This is a genomic window from Mucilaginibacter tolerans (assembly GCF_030519375.1).
GTDB lineage: Bacteria > Bacteroidota > Bacteroidia > Sphingobacteriales > Sphingobacteriaceae > Mucilaginibacter.
The window spans coordinates 63,249-88,457 of record NZ_JAUMKB010000012.1 but is presented as its reverse complement, the minus strand read 5'-3'; the positions used below and the strand labels follow the sequence as shown (position 1 = coordinate 88,457).

At 43.8% G+C, this 25,209-nt stretch carries 27 protein-coding genes; 12 read left to right on the top strand and 15 right to left on the bottom strand.

Going from position 1 to position 25,209, the window contains the following annotated elements; translation table 11 throughout:
- Nucleotides 1-51 precede the first annotated feature (51 nt).
- The 3 genes from Q3A68_RS16970 to Q3A68_RS16960 are packed head-to-tail and all read left to right on the top strand — an operon-like array spanning nucleotide 52 to nucleotide 1,954.
- Nucleotides 52-387 (top strand): cupin domain-containing protein, encoded by a 336-nt coding sequence (locus Q3A68_RS16970; protein ID WP_302902310.1) that lies wholly within the window; start codon nucleotides 52-54, stop codon nucleotides 385-387.
- Nucleotides 388-390: 3 nt separating this feature from the next.
- Nucleotides 391-1,035, top strand: coding sequence for a CPBP family intramembrane glutamic endopeptidase (locus Q3A68_RS16965; protein WP_302902309.1), 645 nt, complete (start codon nucleotides 391-393; stop codon nucleotides 1,033-1,035).
- A gap of 43 nt (nucleotides 1,036-1,078) precedes the next feature.
- Nucleotides 1,079-1,954 (top strand): AEC family transporter, encoded by an 876-nt coding sequence (locus Q3A68_RS16960; RefSeq protein WP_302902308.1) that lies wholly within the window; start codon nucleotides 1,079-1,081, stop codon nucleotides 1,952-1,954.
- A gap of 2 nt (nucleotides 1,955-1,956) precedes the next feature.
- Here the strand turns inward: Q3A68_RS16960 and Q3A68_RS16955 are convergent, their stop codons facing one another.
- Nucleotides 1,957-2,745: a LytR/AlgR family response regulator transcription factor gene (locus Q3A68_RS16955; protein WP_302902307.1), complete on the bottom strand. Its 789-nt coding sequence runs from the start codon at nucleotides 2,743-2,745 to the stop codon at nucleotides 1,957-1,959.
- A 210-nt stretch (nucleotides 2,746-2,955) separates the two neighbouring features.
- Here Q3A68_RS16955 and Q3A68_RS16950 point away from each other — a divergent pair, with 210 nt between their 5' ends.
- Nucleotides 2,956-3,579 carry a YceI family protein gene (locus Q3A68_RS16950; RefSeq protein WP_302902306.1) on the top strand — a complete coding sequence of 208 codons (624 nt, stop codon included), beginning with the start codon at nucleotides 2,956-2,958 and terminating at the stop codon, nucleotides 3,577-3,579.
- 57 nt (nucleotides 3,580-3,636) lie between these two features.
- Entirely contained in the window at nucleotides 3,637-4,146 is a 510-nt protein-coding gene (locus Q3A68_RS16945) for a GNAT family N-acetyltransferase (protein WP_302902305.1), read from the top strand.
- Nucleotides 4,147-4,276: 130 nt separating this feature from the next.
- Here Q3A68_RS16945 and Q3A68_RS16940 read toward each other — a convergent pair whose 3' ends face one another.
- A complete protein-coding gene (locus Q3A68_RS16940) occupies nucleotides 4,277-4,423 on the bottom strand; it encodes a hypothetical protein (protein WP_302902304.1) in 147 nt (48 codons plus the stop codon).
- Between the two features lie 295 nt (nucleotides 4,424-4,718).
- The gene (locus tag Q3A68_RS16935) at nucleotides 4,719-5,417 is read right to left on the bottom strand and encodes an HAD family hydrolase (RefSeq protein ID WP_302902303.1); all 699 of its coding nucleotides are present in this window, start codon (nucleotides 5,415-5,417) and stop codon (nucleotides 4,719-4,721) included.
- A gap of 150 nt (nucleotides 5,418-5,567) precedes the next feature.
- Here Q3A68_RS16935 and Q3A68_RS16930 point away from each other — a divergent pair, with 150 nt between their 5' ends.
- Together Q3A68_RS16930 and Q3A68_RS16925 are read left to right on the top strand one after the other, a co-directional pair.
- Nucleotides 5,568-6,821 carry a hypothetical protein gene (locus Q3A68_RS16930; RefSeq protein ID WP_302902302.1) on the top strand — a complete coding sequence of 418 codons (1,254 nt, stop codon included), beginning with the start codon at nucleotides 5,568-5,570 and terminating at the stop codon, nucleotides 6,819-6,821.
- A gap of 138 nt (nucleotides 6,822-6,959) precedes the next feature.
- The gene (locus tag Q3A68_RS16925) at nucleotides 6,960-7,319 is read left to right on the top strand and encodes a DUF1493 family protein (protein ID WP_302902301.1); all 360 of its coding nucleotides are present in this window, start codon (nucleotides 6,960-6,962) and stop codon (nucleotides 7,317-7,319) included.
- A gap of 107 nt (nucleotides 7,320-7,426) precedes the next feature.
- Here the strand turns inward: Q3A68_RS16925 and Q3A68_RS16920 are convergent, their stop codons facing one another.
- Nucleotides 7,427-8,707 carry a hypothetical protein gene (locus Q3A68_RS16920; RefSeq protein ID WP_302902300.1) on the bottom strand — a complete coding sequence of 427 codons (1,281 nt, stop codon included), beginning with the start codon at nucleotides 8,705-8,707 and terminating at the stop codon, nucleotides 7,427-7,429.
- Nucleotides 8,708-8,765: 58 nt separating this feature from the next.
- The gene (locus Q3A68_RS16915) at nucleotides 8,766-9,302 is read right to left on the bottom strand and encodes a GNAT family N-acetyltransferase (RefSeq protein WP_302902299.1); all 537 of its coding nucleotides are present in this window, start codon (nucleotides 9,300-9,302) and stop codon (nucleotides 8,766-8,768) included.
- Between the two features lie 126 nt (nucleotides 9,303-9,428).
- Here Q3A68_RS16915 and Q3A68_RS16910 point away from each other — a divergent pair, with 126 nt between their 5' ends.
- From Q3A68_RS16910 to Q3A68_RS16900, 3 genes are read left to right on the top strand one after another with little or no spacing between them, the layout of a single operon-like run.
- Nucleotides 9,429-10,355, top strand: a complete 927-nt coding sequence (locus Q3A68_RS16910; RefSeq protein ID WP_302902298.1) for a hypothetical protein — start codon at nucleotides 9,429-9,431, stop codon at nucleotides 10,353-10,355.
- A 4-nt stretch (nucleotides 10,356-10,359) separates the two neighbouring features.
- Complete coding sequence (locus tag Q3A68_RS16905; protein ID WP_302902297.1) at nucleotides 10,360-10,995, top strand: LamG domain-containing protein; 636 nt, start codon at nucleotides 10,360-10,362, stop codon at nucleotides 10,993-10,995.
- A 12-nt stretch (nucleotides 10,996-11,007) separates the two neighbouring features.
- A complete protein-coding gene (locus Q3A68_RS16900) occupies nucleotides 11,008-11,649 on the top strand; it encodes a hypothetical protein (protein WP_302902296.1) in 642 nt (213 codons plus the stop codon).
- A gap of 68 nt (nucleotides 11,650-11,717) precedes the next feature.
- On the opposite strand, the gene Q3A68_RS16895 is transcribed toward Q3A68_RS16900, so the two are convergent.
- Genes Q3A68_RS16895 through Q3A68_RS16885 form a run of 3 tightly spaced genes read right to left on the bottom strand, consistent with a single transcriptional unit; the run spans nucleotide 11,718 to nucleotide 13,907 of the window.
- Nucleotides 11,718-12,068, bottom strand: a complete 351-nt coding sequence (locus Q3A68_RS16895; protein WP_302902295.1) for a YciI family protein — start codon at nucleotides 12,066-12,068, stop codon at nucleotides 11,718-11,720.
- Between the two features lie 56 nt (nucleotides 12,069-12,124).
- Nucleotides 12,125-12,829 (bottom strand): endonuclease/exonuclease/phosphatase family protein, encoded by a 705-nt coding sequence (locus Q3A68_RS16890; RefSeq protein ID WP_302902294.1) that lies wholly within the window; start codon nucleotides 12,827-12,829, stop codon nucleotides 12,125-12,127.
- 10 nt (nucleotides 12,830-12,839) lie between these two features.
- Nucleotides 12,840-13,907 carry a Gfo/Idh/MocA family oxidoreductase gene (locus Q3A68_RS16885; protein WP_302902293.1) on the bottom strand — a complete coding sequence of 356 codons (1,068 nt, stop codon included), beginning with the start codon at nucleotides 13,905-13,907 and terminating at the stop codon, nucleotides 12,840-12,842.
- A 105-nt stretch (nucleotides 13,908-14,012) separates the two neighbouring features.
- Here Q3A68_RS16885 and Q3A68_RS16880 point away from each other — a divergent pair, with 105 nt between their 5' ends.
- On the top strand, nucleotides 14,013-14,996 hold the full coding sequence (locus Q3A68_RS16880) for an aldo/keto reductase (protein ID WP_302902292.1): 984 nt from the start codon (nucleotides 14,013-14,015) through the stop codon (nucleotides 14,994-14,996).
- Nucleotides 14,997-15,098: 102 nt separating this feature from the next.
- Here the strand turns inward: Q3A68_RS16880 and Q3A68_RS16875 are convergent, their stop codons facing one another.
- From Q3A68_RS16875 to Q3A68_RS16845, 7 genes are all read right to left on the bottom strand, one after another.
- Nucleotides 15,099-17,852, bottom strand: a complete 2,754-nt coding sequence (locus tag Q3A68_RS16875) for a DUF1080 domain-containing protein (protein ID WP_302902291.1) — start codon at nucleotides 17,850-17,852, stop codon at nucleotides 15,099-15,101.
- Nucleotides 17,853-17,873: 21 nt separating this feature from the next.
- Nucleotides 17,874-19,142, bottom strand: coding sequence for a Gfo/Idh/MocA family oxidoreductase (locus tag Q3A68_RS16870; protein WP_302902290.1), 1,269 nt, complete (start codon nucleotides 19,140-19,142; stop codon nucleotides 17,874-17,876).
- An 82-nt stretch (nucleotides 19,143-19,224) separates the two neighbouring features.
- Nucleotides 19,225-19,941, bottom strand: a complete 717-nt coding sequence (locus Q3A68_RS16865) for a 3-keto-disaccharide hydrolase (protein WP_302902289.1) — start codon at nucleotides 19,939-19,941, stop codon at nucleotides 19,225-19,227.
- Between the two features lie 97 nt (nucleotides 19,942-20,038).
- Nucleotides 20,039-22,228 (bottom strand): DUF5916 domain-containing protein, encoded by a 2,190-nt coding sequence (locus tag Q3A68_RS16860; RefSeq protein WP_302902288.1) that lies wholly within the window; start codon nucleotides 22,226-22,228, stop codon nucleotides 20,039-20,041.
- Between the two features lie 232 nt (nucleotides 22,229-22,460).
- Nucleotides 22,461-22,688: a PspC domain-containing protein gene (locus tag Q3A68_RS16855; RefSeq protein ID WP_302902287.1), complete on the bottom strand. Its 228-nt coding sequence runs from the start codon at nucleotides 22,686-22,688 to the stop codon at nucleotides 22,461-22,463.
- Between the two features lies 1 nt (nucleotide 22,689).
- The gene (locus Q3A68_RS16850) at nucleotides 22,690-23,250 is read right to left on the bottom strand and encodes a DUF2851 family protein (protein ID WP_302902286.1); all 561 of its coding nucleotides are present in this window, start codon (nucleotides 23,248-23,250) and stop codon (nucleotides 22,690-22,692) included.
- Complete coding sequence (locus tag Q3A68_RS16845) at nucleotides 23,247-23,741, bottom strand: DUF2851 family protein (protein ID WP_302902285.1); 495 nt, start codon at nucleotides 23,739-23,741, stop codon at nucleotides 23,247-23,249. Before Q3A68_RS16845 ends, Q3A68_RS16850 begins: the two co-directional genes overlap by 4 nt.
- A gap of 181 nt (nucleotides 23,742-23,922) precedes the next feature.
- Here Q3A68_RS16845 and Q3A68_RS16840 point away from each other — a divergent pair, with 181 nt between their 5' ends.
- Entirely contained in the window at nucleotides 23,923-25,209 is a 1,287-nt protein-coding gene (locus tag Q3A68_RS16840) for an MFS transporter (protein WP_302902284.1), read from the top strand.

Genomic DNA, 25,209 nt, shown 5'->3' with positions numbered 1-25,209 from the left:
ATTGTTTATTCATTGCAGTTGATTGTATCTTTAGCTTTTCAATCAACCGCAATGGATACATCTGTCTTCAAATACTTTTCCGATATCGCTACCAAGGAGGTGGCACCGGGATTTTTCTCAAAACTTATCCATACCGATACCAATACTATCAATTTTCTGGAGGTAAAGGCCGGTAGCTCAATACCACTGCACAAACATGTGCATCAGCAATGTTCGTTTGCGCTGGAAGGCAAATTTGAATTGACAGTGAATGGCGATACACGAATATTAGCGCCGGGAATTTTTGCTATTATCCCTTCCAATGTGGAACACGGCGGTACTGCTGTTACCGATTGCAAATTGGTGGATATATTCAGCCCGGTAAGAGAAGATTACAAGGCTTTGTAAGATATGCCTATCCACCGAAAAAACAAGGTATGGGTGGATTGCGTCATGATTGCATTTGTGATGCTGTTCCCGCATTATGCGCATCTGCCTATGTACGCCTATCCGTTTGTGGTGCTGGGGCTGATATGGATCTACCTTAACTTTAGTGGCGAAAGTTTTAATTCGATAGGTTTTCGTTTCTCCGATCTGAAGTTCAAAGCTTTTTATACCGGTGGTGCTCTCGGGCTGATTTATGCAGCCTTCCATTTCTGGATATTGGGGCCATTGATTACACATTTAGGTTTTAAAAGCGCTAATCTGTCCGACTTTAATTTTATCCGGCATCATCTGCTAAATTACCTGATGTTGATTTTGCTGGCTGGCGTTTTGGTGATCCCTTATGAAGAGATTGTATTTCGTGGGTTTATCTTTAACAGGATAAGAGCAGTGTTCGGCAAATCATTGCTGATCAGTGGAATAATTACAAGCATACTATTTGCCTTGTATCATTGGCAGGAGGGGCCAGGCGCGATGATTGGCATTTTTATTTTTGCATTAGTCATTACGTGGCTGTACAAGATATTCAAAGGCAATTTATGGTATCTTATATTCTTCCACCTGGCATATGATGTTTTTATGTTGGGGATGATTTGGATGGGAAAGATGTAATTTGATTCAAACCTTGATCAACTTTATACTCATAGGGGTTTGTATGATGGCGGGAGTACTTTTCCGGCTATCCAGACTATTGCCTGCCGAGGCACATAAAGGCATCAGCGCGTGGATCATCTACCTCGCTTTGCCTGCAGTGTCTTTCAAGTATCTTCCGCACATACATTGGAGTAGTCAGCTACTGCTCCCGGCTTTGATGCCGGTTATTGTATGGCTTGGTGGATGGGTGTTCATTAGGTTATACTCATCCAGGAGTAAATTGGGCAAACCAACCGAGGGGGCACTTAAACTGTCATCCGGCTTATCCAATACATCATTTGTGGGTTTCCCTCTGATCATGGCCTATTTCAGCGATAAAGAATTAGGCATTGGCGTGATCTGCGACCAGGTAACTTTCATGGTGCTCTCCACTGCAGGAGTATTGGTGGCGATCAATGCTTCGCAAAAACGGGAGTTGTCGCTAACGGCTATCCTCAAAAAGGTACTTCGTTTCCCGCCATTTTTGGGATGCGTCGGAGCATTGACCATTCCTCATTTAATTGATATTTCTCCATTAAACCCCATGTTTGACAAGCTGGCGCTGACAGTCGCTCCTCTGGCTTTATTTTCTATAGGTCTGCAACTAAAATTCGATGGCTGGAAGAACGATCTGAAACATGTCGGTGCATCAATGACATATAAGTTGCTGATAGCACCTGCTTTAGTATTAGGCGTTGCTTTGCTGATGGGTTTAAAAGGTATGATCCCTCAGATTGCCATTTTCGAAGCAGCCATGCCTACTTTGCTTACTTCGGGCGTTGTGGCCGAGGAATATAATGTCAACCCCAAATTATCCAGCCTGGTCATCGGCATAAGCATTCTTGTGGCCTTCGCAACTACTTCATTATGGTATCATATATTGCAAATTTTGCAGTAGCTTCAGGCAGATTGCAGGAAATGTTTGTAGCTACGGCCAATCGGAATGATTTCGTTATTGATCAACACTAACTTATTACCTTGCCAGTGTTTGATTTTACTTTCAGCCACCAGGTACGACTTATGAACCCGTAGAAATGATTTGGTCGGGAACAACTCTTCTGCCATTTTAAGGGACCCCTTAACAATGATCTTTCCTTCGTCGGTATAAATAATGGAGTAATCCTTTAGTCCCTGAATATAGTTGATGGAGCTTAGCGTAGTCTTTAATTTCCGTGTGCCCGACTTGAGAAAAACATATTCATTGTTGCTGTGCCCGTTTTGTAATACAGCGGCGTCACGTTCCAACTCTTCTTGTAAGCTTTTTATTTTGATACGTTGCCGGTACCAATCCAGGCTCAGTTCAAAAGCCACGGTAATGGTCAAATACCAGGCCGAGGTGAGGAAATTGTACGGGAATGAATACCAGAAACTGCGATAAGAAACAGCTCCGATAACAAAGCCATACAGGTAAATATCGTATAACCCTTGCAACCCAAGATACAAACAAAGCGAAAGCAGCAGCAGGGCGGTGTAAGTAAAATACCTTTTGGCAGAAAAATAACGGGGTATTAGCCAAAAGATGTTAAGGTAAGAGAGTGTGATGATGAGCGCGAGCCTGACGATTGCGCATTCAGCAAAATGACCTAAGCCTGCTTTTTGAATAAGGTAACGGCGCTCGAACAAAAACACGGTGGTAATGATAACCCAAAACAACAAGTGCAGCAGCTTTCTTGCGAGTGACCATTTCATATTCCCGCGCGTTTTAATTTATTTTCTGCAATGTCGGGCATAAAACAGATAAACGACCAATGGAGTAGACCAACACCAGATTTAGTAGACGAATGGCATGCAGTGAAATTATGATCTAATATACATCTATTAATTAAGTGTTTGGTCTACTTTATTTTAACTATAACAGATAGGTGGCTAATCTTGTGTTGAAATTAAAATCGAAACATCATGAAAAAACTCATTTTAGGATTACTGATACTGGTGGCATCCGGTTTCAGTATGGGCACAAAATCTTCAGACCTGGGCGGCTTTAGCGTTTTAACCATCGATCCGGCAAATAGTAACATCGTATGGAAAGCCGAAAAGCCGACGGGTACACATTTGGGGACTATAGCAATTGCCGGAGGCAGGCTCAATTTTACATGCCGGCAACTGTCAGGCGGTTCGGTTAATATCGATATGAAATCGATAAATGTAACTGACCTTTCCGCGCCTGATAAGCAGAAACTGGAAAATAATTTACGGGGTGATAACTTTTTTGATACGGAAAAATATCCTCAGGCAAGGCTCGATATTGTATCGGTCGATCATAAATCAGAGCCGAGCTATCACTTTGTAACGGTCAACGGTAACCTGACTATGCATGGCGTAACCAAACGGGTTGTTTTTACTGCGGACATTACTAAAAATGTTGTTGACCAATTTAATGCGCAGGCAGATATTGACATTGATCGCCGTGATTGGAACGTTGCGACAAGCAATATCAAATACAATACGCTTATCTATAAGACAGTTCACCTGCATGTTACGCTACAGGCGAATAAGCCGACAGAACGGATATCCGCTTTATAAACAACCATTTGTAGTATTGGCAGTAAAAAATTAGGTTTGTGGCTTTAGAAATCCAGGATGCAGATAACTAAAGCCACAATTGCCGACGTCAAAGAATTAACGCAACTGGTTAACAGCGGCTACCGCGGCGAATCCTCAAAAAAAGGGTGGACCACTGAAGCACACCTGCTCGATGGTATCCGTATTGACGAGAATACCATGATCAAATATTTTCGGGACCCTTATATCACCATCCTGAAATATGTGAATAATGAAGGTGAGATTATCGGTTGCGTTTATCTTGAAATAAAAGGTGAGCGCTTATATTTGGGTATGCTTACCGTATCACCGCTTTTGCAGGCGAATGGCGTCGGGCGTCAGTTACTTCACCAGGCCGAGATCGTGGCTACAGAATTAAATTGCAAATCTATTTATATGACGGTGATCAAAAGTCGTAAGGAGTTGATAGCCTGGTATGAACGCCGGGGTTATAACGCTACCGGCGAGATATTGCCGTTTCATGAGGGGACACGTTTTGGCGTTCCGAAAGAAGAGATTATGCTTGCCGTGTTTGAGAAAGAAGTGTAGAGCATCATTTGATATTTTGTCCGCTCAATTGCCGCGGAAGGCTCTTTTACTTTTTGCTTGATCAAAAAGTAACAAAAAATCAACTCAACAGACACTTGCTTCGTTGCCGCACAAGGCCCTTACCCTGCAATCAGCCAAAACCACGGCTGCAATACTTTGACCCACTATCGTTCACACGGCCCGGTTGTTCAGCAATGTTTGCTAATGCCTTTACACCGCACAAGCCACCATTGTTTTGTCTGATTCGCCCGAAGCTGGTCTGTTGAGGGAGGTTCATTTAATGTTTACTAACTCTATTAAATGAATCCAAAGGGGCACTGGGCTGACAGAAAAGCGGGGCCTGGCGTATAGCTTGAATGACGGTTTAGCTTTTGCAATGTGCGAAGCACGGATAAACGGTTAAGAACCGGCAGAGCCGGCTGAAGTTTTTTTCTGTCTTGAGGTATTCGCAGTTGTCTGTTTTTTTAAAAGGCACTCATGAGCTCGCTATGGCTCGGTTTTGGTTACTTTTCTAACAAGAGAAAGGTAACTAGGCCCCCGCGGCTATGAGCGGACTAATATCTCATTTAGCACTACATACTATTTTGTAGAATCAAACCCAACACTTCCCTCAGTCGCTCCACATGCCTGAAATTCGCGTGCTCTAAACTGGTTTCTACATGCTCATGCGCCCAGGTAGTATGGTATGGCACGTGAATGGCATGACCGCCTATATTCAGCACAGGAATTACATCTGATTTCAACGAGTTGCCGATCATCAAAAACTCTTCCGGCCCGATGTCCAGATGCCTGATCAATTTCAAATAATCATCTTCTTTCTTCTCAGACATAATCTCAATATGGTGGAAATAGTGACTCAGGCCTGATTTTTTTAGCTTACGTTCCTGGTCGAGCAGATCACCCTTGGTGGCAACCACAATCCGGTAATGTCCTTGCAGCGACTTGAGAACTTCTTCCACGTCATCTAACAATTCTATGGGTTCATTAAGCAAATCTTTACCATAACCTATGATCTTTTCAATTGCCTCGATCGGAATATTGTTGTCAGTAACTTTTAATGCGGCCTCGATCATTGAAAGAATATAGCCTTTGATGCCATAACCGTAAAGCGCCAGGTTTTCGATCTCGATCTTCAGAAGCTCACGCGATAAGGTATGCTGTGGCAGAAACTCCTCCAGCAAGGCGCAAAACTTCTTTTCGGTGTTCTGAAAATAGGGTTCGTTCACCCAAAGGGTATCGTCGGCATCGAACGCGATCACTTTTATATCCATCTACTCAAAATTTTGTGCAAGTATAAGTTATTGATATTGATTTACATTGCGCTATGTTTTGTTGCCGCTCGCCCCAATGCGATTTTAACGCCTTAGAAAAATTGCTACATTTGCCACGATAATTTAATTACCAACCTATTCACAATTAACATGAAACGCCTTGTTCCTTTTTTCCTATTAATCATCCACGTATCAGTTTTTGCACAATCAAATTATCGCCCGGGGTATGTCGTGCAAAGTAATGGCGATACATTAAAAGGATTTATTAATTATAGGGAATGGGACCGATGTCCTGAATCGATTGATTTTAAATTTAATCCTTCAGATAAACAACCCTCTCAGTTTACACCTGTGAATTCGAAAGGGTTCCGGGTTAATGGGTTGGATGCTTATTTAACTTACAATGGCCCATTAAGTTTAAACGAGACTGATCTTCATAACTTACCGGACCACCTGGACACCACAAAGAGGCAAGGGACTGTATTTTTAAAGCAGTTGGTGACTGGTAAATACATTACCCTTTATTATCATAACGACGAGATTAAAATAAGGTTTTTTATTGCAGAGGGAAACAACCCGCCCATTGAGCTTATGTATTATAAGTATTATACGGAGGCCGGGGGAATAAATCACCTGGATATATATAAAGGCCAGTTGAGTCTTCTGATAAGTAAACTTTATCCTGGAAATGCGAGGTTAACGAGGCGGGTAGAGAGCACAAATTATGAACTTTCTCAACTCGAATCGTTGGCCAATGAAATAAATGGTAATAAGCCTGGGAGTAACAGGTCCGCATCGAGGTTCTTTTTTGGAGTTGCATTTAACAGCACGAGGGTACAAATCAACAATGTCAACTATATCGATAACCCGCAATCTTTAACCTATTTATCGCCCAAAATCAATGCAGGGATTGATGTTTTTGGTAATAAGAATGTTCAAAAATACATCCTGAGAACTGAATTGTCGTTTTCGTATATCAAACCGCGTTTTAATTACAGCGAAGATCCTCATTTCAACATAAAAACCATTAGTGATATAGGATACTCATTTGATCAGTATACCATTACAGCAACGCCTCAATTGCTGGTCAATCTTTATAATAAAACTAACTTCAAATTCTATTTAGATGGAGGTATCGGGCTTAATTGTTCTGCCTATTCAAACCAGGTATTAAATATTAAATATACAAATGCTTTTAATACCGTTACCACCAGCAGCACTGCAGACCCTTATAAGCTTCAATCGTTTTGGCTAACATACCCTGTTCAAATTGGCGCAGTTTTCAATAAAGTAGAGGTACACTTAACGTATATCGCAAAAACGGACTATGCTCCCGGAGCAGGCTCTGGTAAGACTCAGGTGACTAACCAGGCTATAAATGTCGGTTTGAAATATCTATTATAATTCTGCGCGTCAATCCTTGGTCCGGGATAAAACCTCGCGCATCTAAATAAAATATTTTCAAATATTTTAAAAAAGGGTGCAACCGTTTTAAAAAAGTGTCGTCTTATAATCAAACGCTCACAAAAAAATTCATTTAAAATGGAAGAGGTACTGCCCGAATTAAAGGAATTTATTGCCGGATATTGCGACCGTTATAAAATACAAAAAGTGGATCCGGAAGCATTGACTGTTGACACCAGCATTGACCTCGACCTGGATATTTTTGATATCGAGATCGATCTGTTCCTTGCCGAGTTTACTGACAAATTTCGTATCGACAATTCAAAATTTACCTGGTATAAATACGGATACCCCAAAGGGTCATTTGGTGTGGAAATGATCAAAACCGTGTTTGGATACCGCTACCCCTGGGTAAAAAAAGTAGCCAATAAAATATATAAGCCAAAATTCAAAGTGCAAAACCTGCAGGAAGCCATGAAAACGGGCCGGTTGGTATAGGGAGAAAGGCATAATTGCAGGAAACGGAGTAGTTCCGGCTGGTGGGTCAGCTTTCAAATTCCAATGCCCTACTGGTCCGGGATTGCTCCATTTTCTGCAATTGTTTTTTAAAACGCTTCAAAAACAGTCCTATTGCCTTTGTCCAAACGGACATTTCTCACTTCACCCGTCCCCTGGAAATTATAACCAATGCCGATGATGTTTTCGTTATATAGTGGTCGCGGTGATTCGTAAACCAGTTTGTCGTTGATAAAGTATTGTATTTTGTTGCCAACGCTTTTGCAACCCACTTTGGTCCATTGCGAAAGATCAGTACCAAAGCCTGACAGGTCATTGTCCTTCCCTGAAATAAAATAGCCGCCGTTCAGCAGTCGAAGGTTTGATACGCATCCTTTGGCTGATACCTGCACAATAACAGGCGTATAATCAGTAAAGAGTATGATGCTGATGAATTGACATGCGGCGGCGCCCTCATGAAAATCATTTCTGATCTCGTTGCTGAAAGAAAATTCCTGCAGAGGCACCGGTTCAAAATTCCCAACATTATAGTATTCAACCCCTGGCGGTTGAGGGCCGAGAGGAACATTCTTTTTGTAAATAAGCGATGATGGAATCTTCATCCCTTCTTTGCTCATAAACTCGTTTTGCTCCAGGTAAACCGGAACCGGGTATTGCGAGATCATTCCGAGCCAGCCTGTAGTGGGGATCATCAATAGTTTTTCTTTCACCACTTTATTATTTACGCCCAGCTTGGCATGATAGAAGCCTGGACGATAATACACAGAAGTGAATTGATGCTTAGCCTTATCGACGATTACCCTGGTATCGGGATCCCAGGACTGCTGAATGAAAACAGAATCATGGGGATTGGTTTTTACATCGTAAGTGAAAATGACCGAATTGGGTAGTGATTTTGTAACAGGACGTGTATGAAATAAAATAGTGCCTTTTGGGAGAGCCGGTGTGCGTTTGCCATAAATGCCAAAGAGACTAACCACAACGGCCCCTGCAACGATCAATCCTGTTTTAAAAAGCCAACCAGTTTTTTTAGGGGATGTTTTTGTGGGTTGTTTAGTTATTTCTTCCGAGATTACTTCTTTTGATGCGGTAAGAACCAGCGTGTCTTTATTGCTACGGGTAAATGCCCGCCAGTTGTCGAACCCTGCAAAACGGGCCAGCGTATCCAAAGTCGTTCCACTGGGCAGGTGATTGTATTCAACCCGGCCCCATAGGCGGCGTAGTGTACTGGCACTTAGTGATACTTTGGTTTTCTCAAGAATGAGCTCATTGAGTATCTCAAAATCCTTTCCCAGCCAGGCAGAAGGATCGCCCCAGTCCAGTTGTTCCTCAATAATGGCCAGTAAACGTTTCAGGTCAGCGGCGCTCATTGTGCAATTTAATCAATTCAGCTGCATTTATCCGTTTGTTTAGACGCAGTGAAACGGATTATGTGACAGGGTTTTTTAATTGAAAATGATAAAAAGTGCGGTGTGCTACTTCAGTCGACTTCAACTCAAATCCGAGTTTTTTTAAAATATGCACCGAAGCTTCATTGCCCGCCTGTACATGCGCCACAATCCGCTTTAATTTTAGCTCGTTAAATCCAAATTCAATAAAGGCCTGGCCGGCTTCGGTTGCAAAGCCTTGACCCCAGTACGGTCTGGCAATGTAAAATGCCAAAGTACCTTCTTCCGGAACCGTGCTGCCATCATGATTAAAATGCGGATAAATGCCACAGCGCCCGATATATTGACTATCCTCTTTTAATACAGTTGCCCACATGCCTAATCGATCAGTGACTGGTTGTAGTGCACTTGTAAACCTTTGTTGCGCATCCTCCCTTGAGCGTGGTTGGCCACCGACATAACGTCTTACATCAGTATCCATTTCCATCGTACAGTAAGCGTTTATGTCTTCCGGGATATGCTGACGGAATAGCAGCCTGGAGGATGAGAGGATGATTGAAGTGCTATTGTAATTCATTTACATTCAAAAAGATATAACTTGAAAAAACTTGAACAGGATATGAATTGCCCGGGGCTTAACACTCCGGTAAGTTTGTGTAAAGCAATTAAAACCTTAGGCAATGCCAATTTAACTATTTAAAATATGAGCAAGTTATTTTTTACTATGATGGCTTTAAGTTTACTGATGGGCACATCGGTATATGCACAAAAAAGCATCTGGAAAACCAAAGACGCCTGCCTGGGACAAAAGCCGCCGGGCGATATCCCTGAAATATTTGGCGCAGGCATATTGGCAAAAGCCGACACTTTTGCGTTTGATCGTGTAGCCTTTTCGGATGATGGCACAGAGTTCTATTACCCGAGCAATAACAGTTGGTTTAGCAGCGCGAATGCCAAAGTTCGATATATGAAATTTAAGAACGGCAAATGGAACGGGCCTTTTGTTTTGAACGAACATTATTATGCGCCAACGTTTTCGGTAGATAACCAGACACTTTACTTTTTAGGCGGGCAGAGCGATGGTAAGCACTCTCTGGTATGGCAATCTCATCGAACTGCAACCGGTTGGACGGTGCCGGAAATATACTTGAAGAAAAGTTTCGGACTATACGACTTTATGCCTACTGCCGGCGGCAACTGTTATGTAGGCAGTAATGTGCATGCGGATAAGTTGAAGGATTATCAGGACTACGACATCAGCGAGCTAAAAATGACGGCGACAGACACTACTGTCCGCAGTCTGGGCGCACCTATCAATACACCAGGCTTTGACGGTGATTTTTTTGTATCGAGAGATGAGTCCTACATCATTGTCAGCGCTAAAGAAACCAAAGATTATGAATGTGAACTCTGGATCAGCTTCCACAAAAAAGATGGCAGCTGGACGGCACCTGTGAGTCTTGGCCCTAAGATCAACGACGGAGCTGCACATCGTTGGGGTGAATATGTCACTCCCGATGGCAAATATCTTATCTATTCAACAGGGCATAGTCCGAAGGATTGCCATTTGGCATGGGTAAGATTCGACAATTTGCTGGCAAGACTTAAAAAGGAAAATTTAAAGAATTAAGCCTATGAAACGATCAATTTTTATACTGGCTGCGCTGCTGATTAGTGTTGAAGCATTTTGTCAAAGTATCGATCTGAAACAAATGCTTGCCAATGGGAATTTGCTAACCCTGCCTTCAAGTCAAGCCAAGCCTTTTGATGAAGGGGACAAAAGGGGCATCACCTGTCGCGATAATGTTTGGCTACACGATGTTGATTTTTCTTACGGAACCATCGAATTGGATATCCGCGGCAGAAATGAGTTTCTGAAAAGTTTTCCGGGGGTTGCATTCTATGCAGCTGATACCTCCCGGAACTATGACGTAATTTATTTCAGACCATTTAATTTCCGGCATACCGACCCTGTGCGCAGAACCTGGTCCGTGCAATACATGAGTTTACCGCAATATGGGTATGATCGTCTCCGCAAAGAGAATACAGGTCAGTTTGAAAGCGAGATCATCCCCAACCCCAGGCCTGAAGATTGGATACATGCCCGTATAGTCATCGCCAAAGACAGTATTAAAGTATATGTGAACGGGATTGTCAAACCATCATTGGCAGTCAGGACACTCCAGGGTAGGGGTAAAGGTATGTTCGGCTTATGGACCGATGGAACTGTTGCGGAGTTTGCTAATCTGGTTATTAAAAAGGATCAATAAATCATAAGAACTATGAAAACTTTATCATTGATGATATTACTGGCAGTTGCAAGTGTTTCAGTAGCGCAGCAAAAAAGCAAAACACATTACTATAACCCTATAGAAACTGCACAATGGGTGCTTCCCAATTCGAATGGAGTGAGCAGCAGTATGCAAACCTACAAAGGTTCAAAAGCGCTGATCATAAAAAAGAGCTTTAATAACTACAAGTTCGGCGCTATAGCTTATCCTAAGGACTTAAACTTTACCGATGGCGAAATCGAACTGGATATGGCATCAAGTAATGGACAGGAATACCTGGGTCTTGCTTTTCACATACAGGACGCTCATCATTACCAGACGCTTTATTTCAGGCCGGCATCCACGGGTACCATCAATGCTATTCAGTATATGCCCGAAAAGAAAGAAGACTTTAATTGGTGGGATTACGAGGCCGAAAAATACCAGGCGAAAGCGACGCTCCCTGCCACAGACTGGTTTCATATAAAGGCGGTTGTGAAAGGTCGTGAATTGAAAGTGTATATGAACCATGCGGCCACACCATCAATGGTTTATAAAGACCTCGACCCAGACCTGAAACAAGGCTCCGTTGGCTATTGGTTTGGTAACAGCTTATCTTGTGCTTACAAAAACTTAACCATTAAAACTTACTGAAATCGGAGATTAACCAAAGCTAGTATCGAAAGCTGGCGCGAGACGGCCGCTTTTGACGCATCGGATTTTTAATGCGCTGAATATATCTTAAAGGGCCTCACCTCGGCATAACCATCAAACTCATATACCGGCAATTCGCGTGTAATCTCTACTGCATTATCCAGGTTTTCGGCCTGTATCAGCAAATAGCCGCCTACTATTTCGGTGCCAACTTTGTGGATGTCATCAATGACTTCGGCTTCGCAACCTTTCACCATTTTGCCGTAAAGCGATAAGGCATTTCCGCCAATTAAGTTCCCGGCTTTGGCATATTTGGCAAACCAGTTGTTCCATTTGTCACGGTGTTCGGCCATTTCCTGCGCTTCATGTTCGTCCAGGCGGCCGTCAGGTTCGCGCAGTATTACAATAAATTGTTCCATAGGGTTGAATGTTTACGACAAAAATATTGACTTATTGCAAATGAAAAGGAGGATTTTTAAAAATTGAAGTCGATTATCAGCGGCAAATGATCGCTGTACTTTTTCCAATTATCATGAGCGCCGATCTGCACGTCGGTTAGCTTTAACATAAGGTCTTCTGATACAAAGCAGTAATCAAGGTGGTAAGGCTTATCCGCGCTTTTGTATAAGTTGAATGTTGGATGTTGTTCTGCACCATGAGTTTGCCCGAAATGATGATGGTAGACGCTTTTGATTTGTTTTATACCAAGCTTATCAACCAGATGGGTGTGATTACCCACCCTTTTCGGTTTATCCCAAATACTGTTACTGTTAAAATCGCCAATCAATATGGTTCTTTCCGATTTGATGAGCTGTTCGTAATGATGGATGGCCTTCCATACTTGACCGACATATTGATAGCCCTTGTCCTGCGGATTATTGGCCCATATTGCAAACAAAGTAAAGTCGACATCGCCACCGGATACAACAATAGGAAGGATTGTTTTAAAGGAAGGCTCATGAACAGATAACAGTTCAAGCTTACAATTTCCAAATGAAAACACCCCGACTCCTTTATGCTGGTTATCTCCATACCAAATAATGCCGGTAGGAGTCACAGGAAAAATTATTTTATCCGAATGTTCACATTCCTGTATGATCAGCAGGTCAGGCTGGTATTGCAATAACAGATCAACTTTCTTGCGGAAAGCCATATTACAATTCCAGGTGATGATCTTCATGACTAATGATCTAATCCGAATATGGCACTGTTCTTTTTTCCTTACTGCTTTGAAAACACAGTTCAATAATGCGGATGGTATCTCTTGCCTGTTCAGGCTCGACGATCAGTTCTTTGCCTTCGGCAATGGCTTCGTATATATTTTGAAAGAGGTCTTCATAGTGGCCTTCTTCGCTTTTGATGGTTTCAGTGACGTCTTTACCATCCTGTTCGTAAGTGAGCTTGCCCCATATCGATTCCGGTTCGATACCCCAGTTAGGCGAATTATCCGGTCTGCCGCCTTTTTTTAACACAGCTTCCTGCACATCCATGCCATATTTAATAAACGTACCATGATCGCCGCATAGCACATATGTCGGTCCGGGAACCTTTACCAGCATGGCACCTTTCAATGTAATCTTTAGTCCGGCAGGATAGGTGAGTATAATCTCGAAATTATCCTCCACTTCCAGTCCCGGGCGTTGGGTAAGCATGATACAGGTAACTTCCTGCGGTTTGCCGAATAACTCCAGTGCTCCGTCAATCAGGTGAGCGCCAAGGTCATATAATATTCCCGAGCCCGGTAGTGGTATTTCGCGCCACGCATTCGGACGCAATTCCCTCCGGAAACGGTCGTAATGTACTTCGTATTCTACCAAACGACCCAGTTTTCCGCTGGCTATTACCTTTTTCACTGTGTTGTGCCCGCTATCAAACCGGCGGTTGTGGTGAACACTCAGTATCTTATTCTGTTGTTTTGCCAACGCAATCAGTTCGTCTGCGTCGGCGGCTGTAACCGTAAAAGGTTTCTCCACCAGCACATGCTTCCCCGCCAGCAACGCTTGTTTGCTCAACGGCAGATGCGATGTATTTGGCGTACCCACCAGAACCAAATCTATCGTCGGATCATTGATGATATTATCCGTATTATCGACGATCTCTACATTGGGATATAGCGACTTCGCTTTAGCTACACGAGCAAGATTAGTAGTGTATATTTTGTTGAGGTTAAAATTTGGATTCGAATCAATAAAAGGCGCAAAGAATGTCTCGCCCGAAAATCCGAAGCCGATAATAGCGGTGTTGAGTACTTTTGTCATGGTTCACCAAATGTAAAAAAGTATTCGGATTTAAATTTTTACAAACCAATTAAACGCGCTGATTCTTTTATCAGGATATTGCACCAAAATCATCCATCAACTATTATGAAATACAGAACCTTCGCTAAAAGCGAGCAATTATCAGCCGTTGGTTTGGGCTGCATGAGCATGAGCCATGCCTATGGCGCTCCCGACGACCCTGAATCATTAGAAACATTACACCTCGCACTTGATCTTGGCATCAACTTTTGGGATACAGCAGATGTGTATGGTAATGGCCGGAACGAAGAATTACTTTCCAATGTTCTCCGCGCTAATCGTGATAAAGTATTCATTGCTACCAAATTTGGCTTCAGGGCACATCCCGACGGTCGCCTGAGCACTTTCGATGGTAGCCCGGCATATATAAAACAAGCTGTCGAAGCCAGTTTAAAGCGATTAAAAATCAATACCATCGATTTATATTATGCACATCGTATCGACCCCAATGTACCTGTTGAAGAAATGGTTGGCGCTATGGCGGAATTGGTGAAAGAAGGAAAAGTGCGTTACCTGGGATTATCCGAGGCATCAGCCAACTCTATCCGCAGGGCGCACGCCGTGCATCCCATAAGCGCTTTGCAGAGCGAATATTCTTTACTGACCAGAGATGTGGAAGATGAGATATTGCCGCTGTGTAAAGAGTTGGGCATTACCTTTGTTCCGTTTAGCCCGCTGGCACGTGGGTTAATGACAAATACACTAAACCTAAACGAACTGGGTGATAACGATTTTCGTAAATCTTTGCCGCGCTATCAGAAAGATCACCAGGAAAATAACCAGAATCTTGCCTCCGGTTTTGCCGAAATAGCGCAGCAAAAGGGATGTAGCCCGGCACAACTGGCGCTGGCGTGGGTATTGGCTCAGGGCGAAAATATTATCCCGATCCCGGGTACCAAAAAGCGTAAGAACCTGAAAGATAATGCTGGCAGTGTCAATGTTATTTTGACCGCTGAAGATATTCAACAAATAGAATCGTTGCTGCTTAAATACCCAAATGTTGGTGATCGCTACAGCGAAGCGAATTGGAAGTTTGTGGATAAGAATTAAAAAAAATGTCATTGCGAGCGATAGCGCGGCAATCGCATGCTATACGGAGCGAAGAGCATGGTTCGCGATTGCCACACCGCGTTCGCAATGACAAAAAAGGTATTACTCCGGCAATTCCCTTAAATAGATATCTCTATAATAAATATGGTTGCCGTGAGCCTGTAATTCTATTTGTTCTTTAGGGAAGATAGGCAGTTTACGGTCCCAGTAATTGTCCATCACCACATTATCTACTACAAGTACCCCATTCAGGTAAACCGTTACTTTATCACCTTTCATGATGATGTGGAAGTTATTCCAATCGTTAATAGCATTGTCAGCAAGCTTAAGCGGTTTGCTTTCGTGTGCCTGGTTGTTGTACAGGCCACCTGAACCTACCTGTGCGCCAACATCTACACGTGAGGTATCCCATATCTGCACCTGCGGCGAACCCCGTAAGTAAACCCCGGCATCTCCTTTGGGTTCAATCTTCCAATCTACATATAACTCGAAATTGCGGTATTGCTTTATAGTACACAGGTTTTCACCTTCGCCACTGAAATTCAGGATGCCGTCTTTGACATACCAGCCCTTGTTCATGATGGAATCCGCCTTGTGCTGTTCTTTGGCTAGAGTGGCTGCATCCATCTTACTGCGGGTGATCGGGTTGCCCACCAAGCCTTTCCAACCAGTCAGATCCTTATTGTTGAATATTGGAGCAAGACCTGCATCAGATGGCATTTCAGCGATGAACTTGCGAATAGCCACTTTTTCGTAATCGCTATCTCCGCCTTTTTTCAGCTCTATAGATCTGTTCAGCCATGCTTTCACCACGTTGCCATAAAAATATTTATCGGAAACAGCTATGCCAGATACATATTCAGCAGCATCGCCTTGTAGTTGCGGATCATCTAAATATTTGCTGATAAATACCAGCGCAGGAAAGGTTTTGTTGTTCGACGCTTCACCCAGAATCAATTTCTTCTGTGGAACAGTCTGGGCAATTTCCATCGCATCACGCAGATAAATGATCTTTTCGTCAGCAGGGTAACTCGACTTGCTAATGGCAGCCACATAACCACGCAAAGCCCGATCCTTTAGCTTGGCATCGGTTGTTTCTTTGCTGATCACGTATAATTCGGGAGCAGCAGTTACATCAACCCACTGAGAAAGCGCTGTAACAGCCGCCTGTTTGGTGGCGTCATCGCCCTTAGCATAAGCTGAAGAGATAGCAGCTAACGACTTTTTATCACCTATGCTTGCCAGGATATTAAAGTACAAAGGCTTTTTATCAGCAGGTGCTTGTTCCATTTGCTCCAATACCTGTGCGCTTTGGTTCGATTTGTCTTTAGCCTGACCAAAAACGGCAATAATAGCAGCCTGAACATCTGTTGCTTCAGTCATTGAAGTTGATGATTTCAGCATTAAGAATAGGTGACTCAGATTATCCTGGCCGGCCAATTGTTTTAATGATGCGAAGGCAGCAGCACGTACATTGGCATCTTTGCTGTTTAGCAACGGCGTTACAATGTCGATCTTGCTATGAGCCTGGCGTGCAGCCAACACATTGATCAAAACCACCTTCCCATCTGCTGACATATCAGGCAATGCGGTGGCTACTTTAGTTACTACAGTCGGGCCTTTCATAATGAGCAACGCATTCTGTACAGCTTCGATTCTATTGGCATCGCCTGTTCGGAGTATATTGAATAGGTCAGTAATTGCTTTGTCCCCGCCGATCTTCACGACTGCATCAATTGCAGCGATCACTACCTCGGATTCCTGGCTATACAATTGTTTTTGCACAGCTGATAAGGCAGAAGCCGGCCTGGTAATCCCTAGCATTTTAATGATTGCAACTTTTTGAGTCCACCCTGTCTTCAATAATTCGTTTGTCCACAAAGCGGTCGTAGTAGGAGTGATAAAAGGTTCAGCAAATTTCAAAGCAGCATCGCGATATTGTGCATTATTGTTTCGGGCAGCTGCGATCAGCATAGGCGTGCTTTTGCTGCCCTGAAGATCAACCAGGATTTTTAAGGCGGCTGTTTGGGTTTGAACCTGGTTGGCTAAACCCGCTTTAGATTGTAATGCCTTTGCCAGCTTGGTTGCAGTCACTGCATTTTTTGCACCGAGGTTTCGGATGAACATCAGGTAGGCCGAAGTTGCATCGGTAACATCATAAGTATACTTAGCCTGGTCGGCAGCATTGGCCATCAGGTTGATGGATACCGGGTTCGCGATATTAGCCAGGGCGTACAGAGCCACTTTATCAGTCATTTTATCTTTGCCGATTTGGGCCGAAATACCATGCACAGCCAATGCATTCTTGCTATCACCCAAAGCTTCTATCAGGGTTATTTTGCATTTGCCCTGTGAGCCGCTCAAAGCCGATAACAAAGCAGTTTTTGCTGATGTTGTATTGATCTTCGCCAAGGCACGCGCAGCGGGATCGCACAGGCGTTCGTCGTTCAGATAGTTTTTTAAGGTTGATACAGCATCATCCTTGCCAATCATTTGCAGCTGACTGATAATAAAGGCTTGGTTGTACTTGTCGCTTACCCTTGGCAGGGCTGAGCAATAAGCCTTTACCGCGGTTGCACGCCATGGCTCTTTGGTCCTTTGTGTGATATAAAAAGAGAAGCCGCTTATAGCGTCGTAGATCTTTGTATTATCTGCCTGCCCAGGTGCCTGCAGCATTTCTAGCATTTTTACGATACCCTGCTCGCCCAAAGCCATTGTTTTTTCGGCATTGACATTGAGTTCTGCTTCCTTATTGGCGGGTTCCTTGTCCAGTATGGCGCTGATGCCGCTATCCTGCGCCTTTACAAGCGTGGCGAACAGGGACAGTACAGCAATTGATGTAAATATTTTTTTCATGATTGTGATATCAAACTTGAATTAAATGGTCCATGGTCCGCGAAGTGGCGGGAATATCAAACGGTTTGCACCTTCGTCATCAATAAACTCCTGTTTAACAGGGTCGAATTTCAATGAACGTCCTAAACGTAACGCTGCCAAACCCATATTGATGATGGTACAAGAGCGATAGCCATTCTGTTCATTTAGCGCAAACTTCTTTCGGTTCTTTACAGCATCGATAAAATCGGTTACCTGCGGTTCAGGATCAGGGAAAGCGGCCAATTTTCTTTCCAGGTCTGGTATGTCCGATTTAAAGCCGGGATATAATTTACCCTTCGGCCCTTCAATGTATGGCACACCTTCTACGCTGCCTTCACCATCCAGTATGATCTTGCAACCATCGGCATAGGTATAGGTGATTTTGCGCCAGGTGCCCACAGCATCCATGTTCTGTTGAGGTGCATCCAACTCAACGCTTATCGGACTGGTATCATCCTTGCCTAAAAAGTATTGAATCGGGTCAATATAATGCTGCCCCATATCGCTCAAACCACCACCATCATAATCCCAGTAACCCCGGAAGGTTTGGTGTACCCGGTGCGGATGGTAGGGTTTGTAAGGCGCAGGACCCAGCCATGTTTCGTAATCCAACTCGGGCGGAACGGGCATTTGTGGCAAATTGGTTTTGCCTACCCAGTAAAACTTCCAGTCGAATCCGGTATGTCTGCCAACTGTCACAGTCAAAGGCCAGCCAAGCAAACCGCTTTCCACCAGTTTTTTGATCGGTTTAACGGTGGTCCCCATGCCGTAGAAATTATCACTGAAACGGAACCAGGTGTTCAGCCTGAAAATACGGCCGTGCTGCTGCACAGCTTCCATTACCCTCTTACCTTCGCCAATAGTATGGGTCATCGGTTTTTCGCACCAGATGTCTTTTCCGGCGCGTGCTGCGTCAGCAGCCATAATACCGTGCCAGTGAGGCGGTGTAGCAATGTGTACAATGTCTACCTCGGGCAACTGTATCAGTTCGCGGTAATCAGAAAATGTCTTTGCGCCATTGTTCAGCATTGTTGATACTTCCTGCAGGTGGTTTTTATCCACATCGCAAATGGCCACTACTTTGGTGTTGCCGTAGGGGATATGGTTTTTACCCATGCCGCCCACACCGATGATGCCCTTGGTGAGCTGATCGCTCGGGGCAATGTATCCTTTACCCAAAACAAAACGGGGAACAATGGTAAAAGCCGCTGCCGCTATAGCCGACTTTTTGAGGAACTCCCGCCGGGTGTCTAATTTCTTTTCTTCCATGGATGATTGGTTGTAATGGTTGTAGAAGTTGTAATGGTTGAAGTGGTTGTATTAGTTGAAACTTATCAACAACTTAACCAAGCTATAATTCTCTGATAAAAATGTTCTTGTAGTATGCTTTATCGCCATGATCCTGTAAGGCTATCTCACCAGTTTTGGCTTTGCCGTAATCGGGATAATCTTTCCATTTGCCTTCGGTCCGTTTTTTGTTCCAGTCGTCGCTCCAGGCTTCAAACTCTACTATCTTCTTGCCGTTCAGCCAGTGCTCTACATGGCCTTTTCTGAAAACGATCCTGCTTGAGTTCCACTCACCTACAGGTTTCAGTACTTTCTGATCGTTTGCAGGTTGCATAGCATAGTCAGCACCGGCTTTTTGCCAGTCTTCCAGTTTTTCGGGGAAACCTATATCATCTATAATTTGGTACTCTGGTCCTGTTTCATAAGGGGCGTGCCATTTTGGGCCCTCAACCACATGATACATCACGCCGCTATTGCTGCCTTTTGATACTTTCCAGTCCCACTTCAATTCAAAATCGGTGTATTTCTTATCGGTTACAATATCGCCACCTGATGCACTTTTTGCCGCACCAAGGCATACAAGTGCGCCATCTTCCACCTCCCAGTTTTTAACCGGGCCGGTTTTGTTGTAGCCATGCCAGCCTTTTAAGGATTTGCCATCAAAAATGCTGATCCAGCCTGTGGCCTTGCTTACGATAGGTTTTTTAGGTTTTGGAAGGGTGAAAGCTAATGAGGCTGCACCGATCAAAAGAAATAACGGTAGTTTGAATTGGGTTTTCATTTGCGTTTTTGTTAATAATTGGTTTATAAGTAGAAACAGTTTTTTAAAAACTATCAGGGTAAATTTAAAATATTCGGGATAAATACTATCCCTTTAATTAAATATTTAGCCAATACGTCCATTTGATCACCAGTTGCCTGTTCTTAGGGGTATAAGGCGATGGTATCGAGTTTTCACCATATACAATAAACAAGTCCGATGCCGGCTTGTAACGCCACTGGAACCTGGTATTGATATTCATATTCCGCTGCTGGTCGCTGTATTGCACATAGGTTGTAAAATATAGGGTATTGGTAAATGTAATATCTACTTTAGGGCCGATCAGAGAGAACCGTGTATCGCCATAAGGTGCAGGCAAACGCAGATCGGTATAGTTGGCGTTAATAGCAATATTGACATAAGGCTGGAAACGATAGCCTACCGTTCCGCTAACGGTAAGCCTGTGACCGTTATCATAATATCCGCCAAAAATGCTTTCCAGCTGATAGGTAAATACACTCTGCGGTTTGGATACCACCAAAATATCCAGCGAATTGTAGTTATGTTGTGTCCCTATCGCAAGGGGTTGCTTACCTGTATTTGTCGGATCAAAAGGTTGCTGAAGTTTTACATAATCATTGATACCCGAAATGGTGATCGTACTACGGTTGCGGAAGGTAGTGATAAATGAAAGAGCGCTTTCGTTGTCAGTTCTGTCGAAGCTTTCGTTAAAAAAGTAGTTCGAGTTAGCCTGAATGCCGTAGCTCAGCACCGCAGTTTTCTTCGGGAAGAAGTTGCGCAATATCAGCGGGTTTAGCTTGATGTAGCCTACACGGGGCACATAGCCTACAGCTGCATTAAAGTTTTTGCCGACATACTCTTCCTGTAGGTATAACTGCCAGTATTTGCTGAAATATTGCAAATGATCGGCCAGTACCAAATCGTGCCCGTCCTTACCGGGTGTAAATGATTTTAACCCCAATAATTTGCCAGTCCACATATTGCTCCGTGATGCCAGATTAAACTCCACGCCGATATTCCTGTTGTAATCATTAGGGCCGATCACGCTGCCGTTGGGGGCTTCGGTTACTTGCTTGTTTACAAACATAAATCCGATATTGGAGCGATCGAGCACGCGGCGTTGCAGGGTAATTATACCATAGTTACCTGCATCAAGATCATTTGATTCAGAGGTTCCTGTCTGGACGTCCATCAAACCAATGCGCCAGTCTTTATTCAGCTTTCCGGTCATCCTTGCGCCAAAATCAATAGGCTGATTTAAACCGATGCGTCTTGAAAAAAATGGCCTGATATCCGAGTAACCGAAGTTGGCAAACAGATCGCCGTTTTCGAGAAAGAATTGCCTTTTCTCGGGGAAGAACAATTCATAGCGGCTCAGGTTGATCACCTGCTGATCCACATCTACCTGCGAGAAATCCGGGTTGACGGTCATGTCCAGGTTGAGGGATGGCGTTAAAGCTATCTTGGCATCGCCGCCAAACTCTTTTTTAAAGGCTGCCGAAGTGTTTGTCTGGTAATCTTTGGTAACGCCTGCCAATGCATAGGGGATGATAGAGACGTTGCTGCTTGATGTAGGCGGATCTTCGTCCCAAACCAACACGCCGGTATAGGCCAATGAAGCCGTAGGGAACTGGCGCGGTACAGGTGCCCATGAGGATTTTTCAGCACCTTTCAGGTCGTTTCTGCTAAAGTTGATGCCCCATTCTTTGATGCCTTTTTTATAACGGATACTCTTAAAAGGAATAGCAGCCTCAAACACCCATTTATCCGGATAGTTTTTTACTGCTGATGTCCATTTATTATCCCAGTTAAGGTCGACACTACCCCCGGCATACATGCTGCCATCCCATTGTCCGCCTGCTGCATTAGCTCCGAAAGTAAAACCATCGGTACGCGCATCAAACGGATCCATGAAGAAAATGAAGTTGTCGTTTTTTAAAAAACTGAAGTCGCGTTTCATTGATTCCACCATATACGGCCCATGAACGGGCGTATAACAAACGGCCAAAACATACAGGTTCTTATCATCATAAGCCATCTTCACCACGGTAGGTATTTTGGCCAAACTGGTGTCCATCGGCAACACCATGTGAAAGTCGACAGCCGAGTCCGCCCGCTGCCAGGCGGGGTCGGTATCAACGCCATCGATAGCAATATCAGCAGTTGCCCGTCGGATGTGGTATTTATAGGAAGCGTTCTTTTTCTGTGCGAAAGCACCGAAAGTCAGCAGACAGCCAAATAGTAGAAGGGGTATTTTAAAACGGGCAGAGTTGTAAAAGCCTTTCAATAGTGCGTTTTATAAGGGTTGAAAAAGTAGAATAATTGGAAGCCCTTAAGATAGTAGCAAAAATCGTTTTTTTAAAAAGATTGTGTATTTGATACAATTTTTTTACAAAGTAGGGGAAATTTATGTCATTGCGAGGATACGACGCAATCGCATGCTATACACGGCGAAGATGCAAACTTCGCGATTGCCACACTGCGTTCGCAATGACAAGATGATGGAAATCGACGGTCAATTACGGCAGCAGGTCCGTTACCTTAGAGTGTTTCCTCTTAAAATACCTACGGAAATCGAGCACGATACCGGCGAAGAAGTAAACGATCAGCGGAAAGCCGACAGCCAGAAATGACGAGTAAATAAAAAACAGGCGTATTTTATTGATAGATATATTAAAGCGCTCGCCGATGTAAGTACAAACGCCGAAAGAGTACCGTTCGAAAAATGTGATTATCCTTTGCAACATATCAAGCCATTCTAAGTATTTTATTTCCAACGCCGCATTGCAGGCATTTCTTATGGTCGCAATAATTATTTTTTAGCTCCAATAGCGCCTGCGAATCAAATGCGGTATTAACCTTTATACCAACAGAATCAAAATTAGTTACGATTTTGTTTTGCTCGGCAGGTAATTTTTCCAACAATTTCAGACTTCTGTTGATAAAGTATTCCTGCAGGGTATGTTTGCCGTAACTAAACAGGAACAATACAAAGGTATTCAATAATAAAATATCAATCGAAGATTGTCCAAGACTTTTTATTACCGGTTTCGATTCCACATCAAAACGGTAATGCGTTTCCCAGTATAGGTTGATGTCGAGGCGGGTAAACAGCTTTCGCAGTGCATCGGTATCCTTAATATCCAGCACTTTCGACAACAAGTGGTTTGATTTGACGATGAGTGCCGCGAATTGTGCCAGACGTATGGTCGGAAAGTTTTGAGGGCGTAGGCGCATAAACTTCCACAAATGTTTTTCGATAGGCTCCGGGCTGTAGTTCTTTTGCAGGAAAGTATACTCTTCTTTCAATTTCTGCGGGTATTCATCTTTGAGATCAATATACGGGTAAGCCAGTTACGCAGGTTGATATCATCAACATATCGGATGCTGCCCTCGCAGGGAATGAACTGCTGGTTGCCGTAGATGAGGTGGCGATAACGGCCGTACAATTCAGGCGATATACGGTTTTGCAGTTCCAGCGTCGGCAGCCGGCGACCATCGGGTAGGGTGATCGGTTCATCGTCGCGGCAAACCACATGCAGTATCACATTAGCGTACGCTTTATCGTGTGTACGGTGGTGCTTGTGCCAGTCGGACGAGTTGATATGGATCTCCACATTGCCGGCCCAGGTGGTATCGCCGATACGGATACGGGCGTTATGAAAATCAGGGCCCGAATCTTTATTTGGCAATCCCGCAGAAAATACTTCGACTCCTTCACCCGTAGTAGTTTGCAGGCTCTCGCGGTCAAACAGACGGAATTTCCAGATGTAAGTGATAAAGTCTTCGGTAAAAAACATAGAGACAAGATAGGGAAGATTCGTTTTAAAATCAATTGGTTTTACAAGGGATTAATTTACTTTTATGAACGAAGAAGAGGGTGCCACACTGAGGTACTCGAAGTGTGGTGCCTAAAGGCCTTTGTCCGCCATGCTTCGACGGGCTCAGCATGACATCCAACACAACTAATTAAATACCTAAATGCAGTCATCTGATACACCTGTTGAAATCCATCGCATCAAATCCATCATTGGTGGCTCGCTGGGTAACCTGGTGGAGTGGTACGATTGGTATATCTATTCGTTTTTCTCCCTGTATTTCGCGGCGACTTTCTTCCCGAAAGGAAATCAAACTGTACAACTGCTCAGCACAGCGGCAATATTCGCTATCGGCTTTTTAATGAGACCTATTGGCGGCTGGCTGATGGGGACTTTTGCGGATAAAAAGGGACGAAAAGCAGCGCTGACCTTTTCAGTATTGCTGATGAGCATCGGTTCGCTCATAATTGCGATTGTGCCGGGTTATCAGCAGATCGGCATAGCAGCCCCCATCGTTTTATTGCTGGCTCGAATTATTCAGGGACTCAGCGTAGGAGGAGAGTATGGCACCAGCGCCACTTACCTGAGTGAAATGGCCACCAAAAAACACCGCGGATTTTATTCCAGCTTTCAGTATGTCACGCTGATTATGGGACAGTTGGTCGCCTCGGGCTTTGTGGTTCTTTTACAGAAAGTATTTTTAACAGAAAAAGAATTGCACGAATGGGGCTGGCGTATTCCTTTTGTATTTGGAGCGATATTGGCTGTTACGGTGATGTACCTGCGCCGTAGCTTGCAGGAGTCAGCGCCCTTTCAGCAAGAGGATACCAAAGATGATAGAGGAACTATAAAAGCTTTATTGCATCACCCCAGAGCCGTATTAACTGTAATCGGACTCACTATTGGCGGCACTGTGGCGTTTTATACCTTCACCACCTATATGCAAAAATTTTTGGTAGATACAGCTAAGTTCAGCAATGCCGATGCATCTTTAATATCTACCCTGAGCCTGGTCGTGTTCATGTTATTACAACCACTGTTTGGTTTGCTGTCGGATAAGATAGGTCGTAAACCTTTACTTATTGGCTTTGGTATTGCAGGAGCTTTAACAACAGTACCTATCATGACGACTTTAAGCAGCACCAAAGAAGTTTGGTCCGCATTTCTACTCGTGATGTGTGCCTTGATAATTATCAGTGCCTATACCTCTATCAATGCAGTGGTTAAGGCCGAGCTTTTCCCGGCGAAGATCAGGGCTTTGGGTGTAGGGTTTCCTTACGCCATAGCGGTGTCGCTGTTTGGTGGTACGGCGGAGACTTTGGCCCTCACTTTTAAGCAAAATCATCATGCCGATTATTTCTACTGGTACGTGACGGGGTGTATCCTTATCTCGCTGGTAGTTTATGTTGCGATGGGCGATACACGGAAATATTCGAAGATAGAAAACTAG

Bases quoted from the DNA above. Each gene is read 5' to 3' on its own strand.
- Q3A68_RS16950 (WP_302902306.1), top strand. From the start codon at position 2,956: ATGAAAAAACTCATTTTAGGATTACTGATACTGGTGGCATCCGGTTTC.
- Q3A68_RS16880 (WP_302902292.1), top strand. From the start codon at position 14,013: ATGAAATACAGAACCTTCGCTAAAAGCGAGCAATTATCAGCCGTTGGT.
- Q3A68_RS16910 (WP_302902298.1), top strand. From the start codon at position 9,429: ATGAGCAAGTTATTTTTTACTATGATGGCTTTAAGTTTACTGATGGGC.
- Q3A68_RS16900 (WP_302902296.1), top strand. From the start codon at position 11,008: ATGAAAACTTTATCATTGATGATATTACTGGCAGTTGCAAGTGTTTCA.
- Q3A68_RS16930 (WP_302902302.1), top strand. From the start codon at position 5,568: ATGAAACGCCTTGTTCCTTTTTTCCTATTAATCATCCACGTATCAGTT.
- Q3A68_RS16965 (WP_302902309.1), top strand. From the start codon at position 391: ATGCCTATCCACCGAAAAAACAAGGTATGGGTGGATTGCGTCATGATT.
- Q3A68_RS16840 (WP_302902284.1), top strand. From the start codon at position 23,923: ATGCAGTCATCTGATACACCTGTTGAAATCCATCGCATCAAATCCATC.
- Q3A68_RS16935 (WP_302902303.1), bottom strand. From the start codon at position 5,417: ATGGATATAAAAGTGATCGCGTTCGATGCCGACGATACCCTTTGGGTG.
- Q3A68_RS16955 (WP_302902307.1), bottom strand. From the start codon at position 2,745: ATGAAATGGTCACTCGCAAGAAAGCTGCTGCACTTGTTGTTTTGGGTT.
- Q3A68_RS16915 (WP_302902299.1), bottom strand. From the start codon at position 9,302: ATGAATTACAATAGCACTTCAATCATCCTCTCATCCTCCAGGCTGCTA.
- Q3A68_RS16845 (WP_302902285.1), bottom strand. From the start codon at position 23,741: ATGTTTTTTACCGAAGACTTTATCACTTACATCTGGAAATTCCGTCTG.
- Q3A68_RS16885 (WP_302902293.1), bottom strand. From the start codon at position 13,907: ATGACAAAAGTACTCAACACCGCTATTATCGGCTTCGGATTTTCGGGC.
- Q3A68_RS16925 (WP_302902301.1), top strand. From the start codon at position 6,960: ATGGAAGAGGTACTGCCCGAATTAAAGGAATTTATTGCCGGATATTGC.
- Q3A68_RS16890 (WP_302902294.1), bottom strand. From the start codon at position 12,829: ATGAAGATCATCACCTGGAATTGTAATATGGCTTTCCGCAAGAAAGTT.
- Q3A68_RS16970 (WP_302902310.1), top strand. From the start codon at position 52: ATGGATACATCTGTCTTCAAATACTTTTCCGATATCGCTACCAAGGAG.
- Q3A68_RS16870 (WP_302902290.1), bottom strand. From the start codon at position 19,142: ATGGAAGAAAAGAAATTAGACACCCGGCGGGAGTTCCTCAAAAAGTCG.
- Q3A68_RS16905 (WP_302902297.1), top strand. From the start codon at position 10,360: ATGAAACGATCAATTTTTATACTGGCTGCGCTGCTGATTAGTGTTGAA.
- Q3A68_RS16855 (WP_302902287.1), bottom strand. From the start codon at position 22,688: ATGTTGCAAAGGATAATCACATTTTTCGAACGGTACTCTTTCGGCGTT.
- Q3A68_RS16945 (WP_302902305.1), top strand. From the start codon at position 3,637: ATGCAGATAACTAAAGCCACAATTGCCGACGTCAAAGAATTAACGCAA.
- Q3A68_RS16920 (WP_302902300.1), bottom strand. From the start codon at position 8,707: ATGAGCGCCGCTGACCTGAAACGTTTACTGGCCATTATTGAGGAACAA.
- Q3A68_RS16960 (WP_302902308.1), top strand. From the start codon at position 1,079: ATGATGGCGGGAGTACTTTTCCGGCTATCCAGACTATTGCCTGCCGAG.
- Q3A68_RS16875 (WP_302902291.1), bottom strand. From the start codon at position 17,852: ATGAAAAAAATATTTACATCAATTGCTGTACTGTCCCTGTTCGCCACG.
- Q3A68_RS16940 (WP_302902304.1), bottom strand. From the start codon at position 4,423: ATGAACCTCCCTCAACAGACCAGCTTCGGGCGAATCAGACAAAACAAT.
- Q3A68_RS16865 (WP_302902289.1), bottom strand. From the start codon at position 19,941: ATGAAAACCCAATTCAAACTACCGTTATTTCTTTTGATCGGTGCAGCC.
- Q3A68_RS16895 (WP_302902295.1), bottom strand. From the start codon at position 12,068: ATGGAACAATTTATTGTAATACTGCGCGAACCTGACGGCCGCCTGGAC.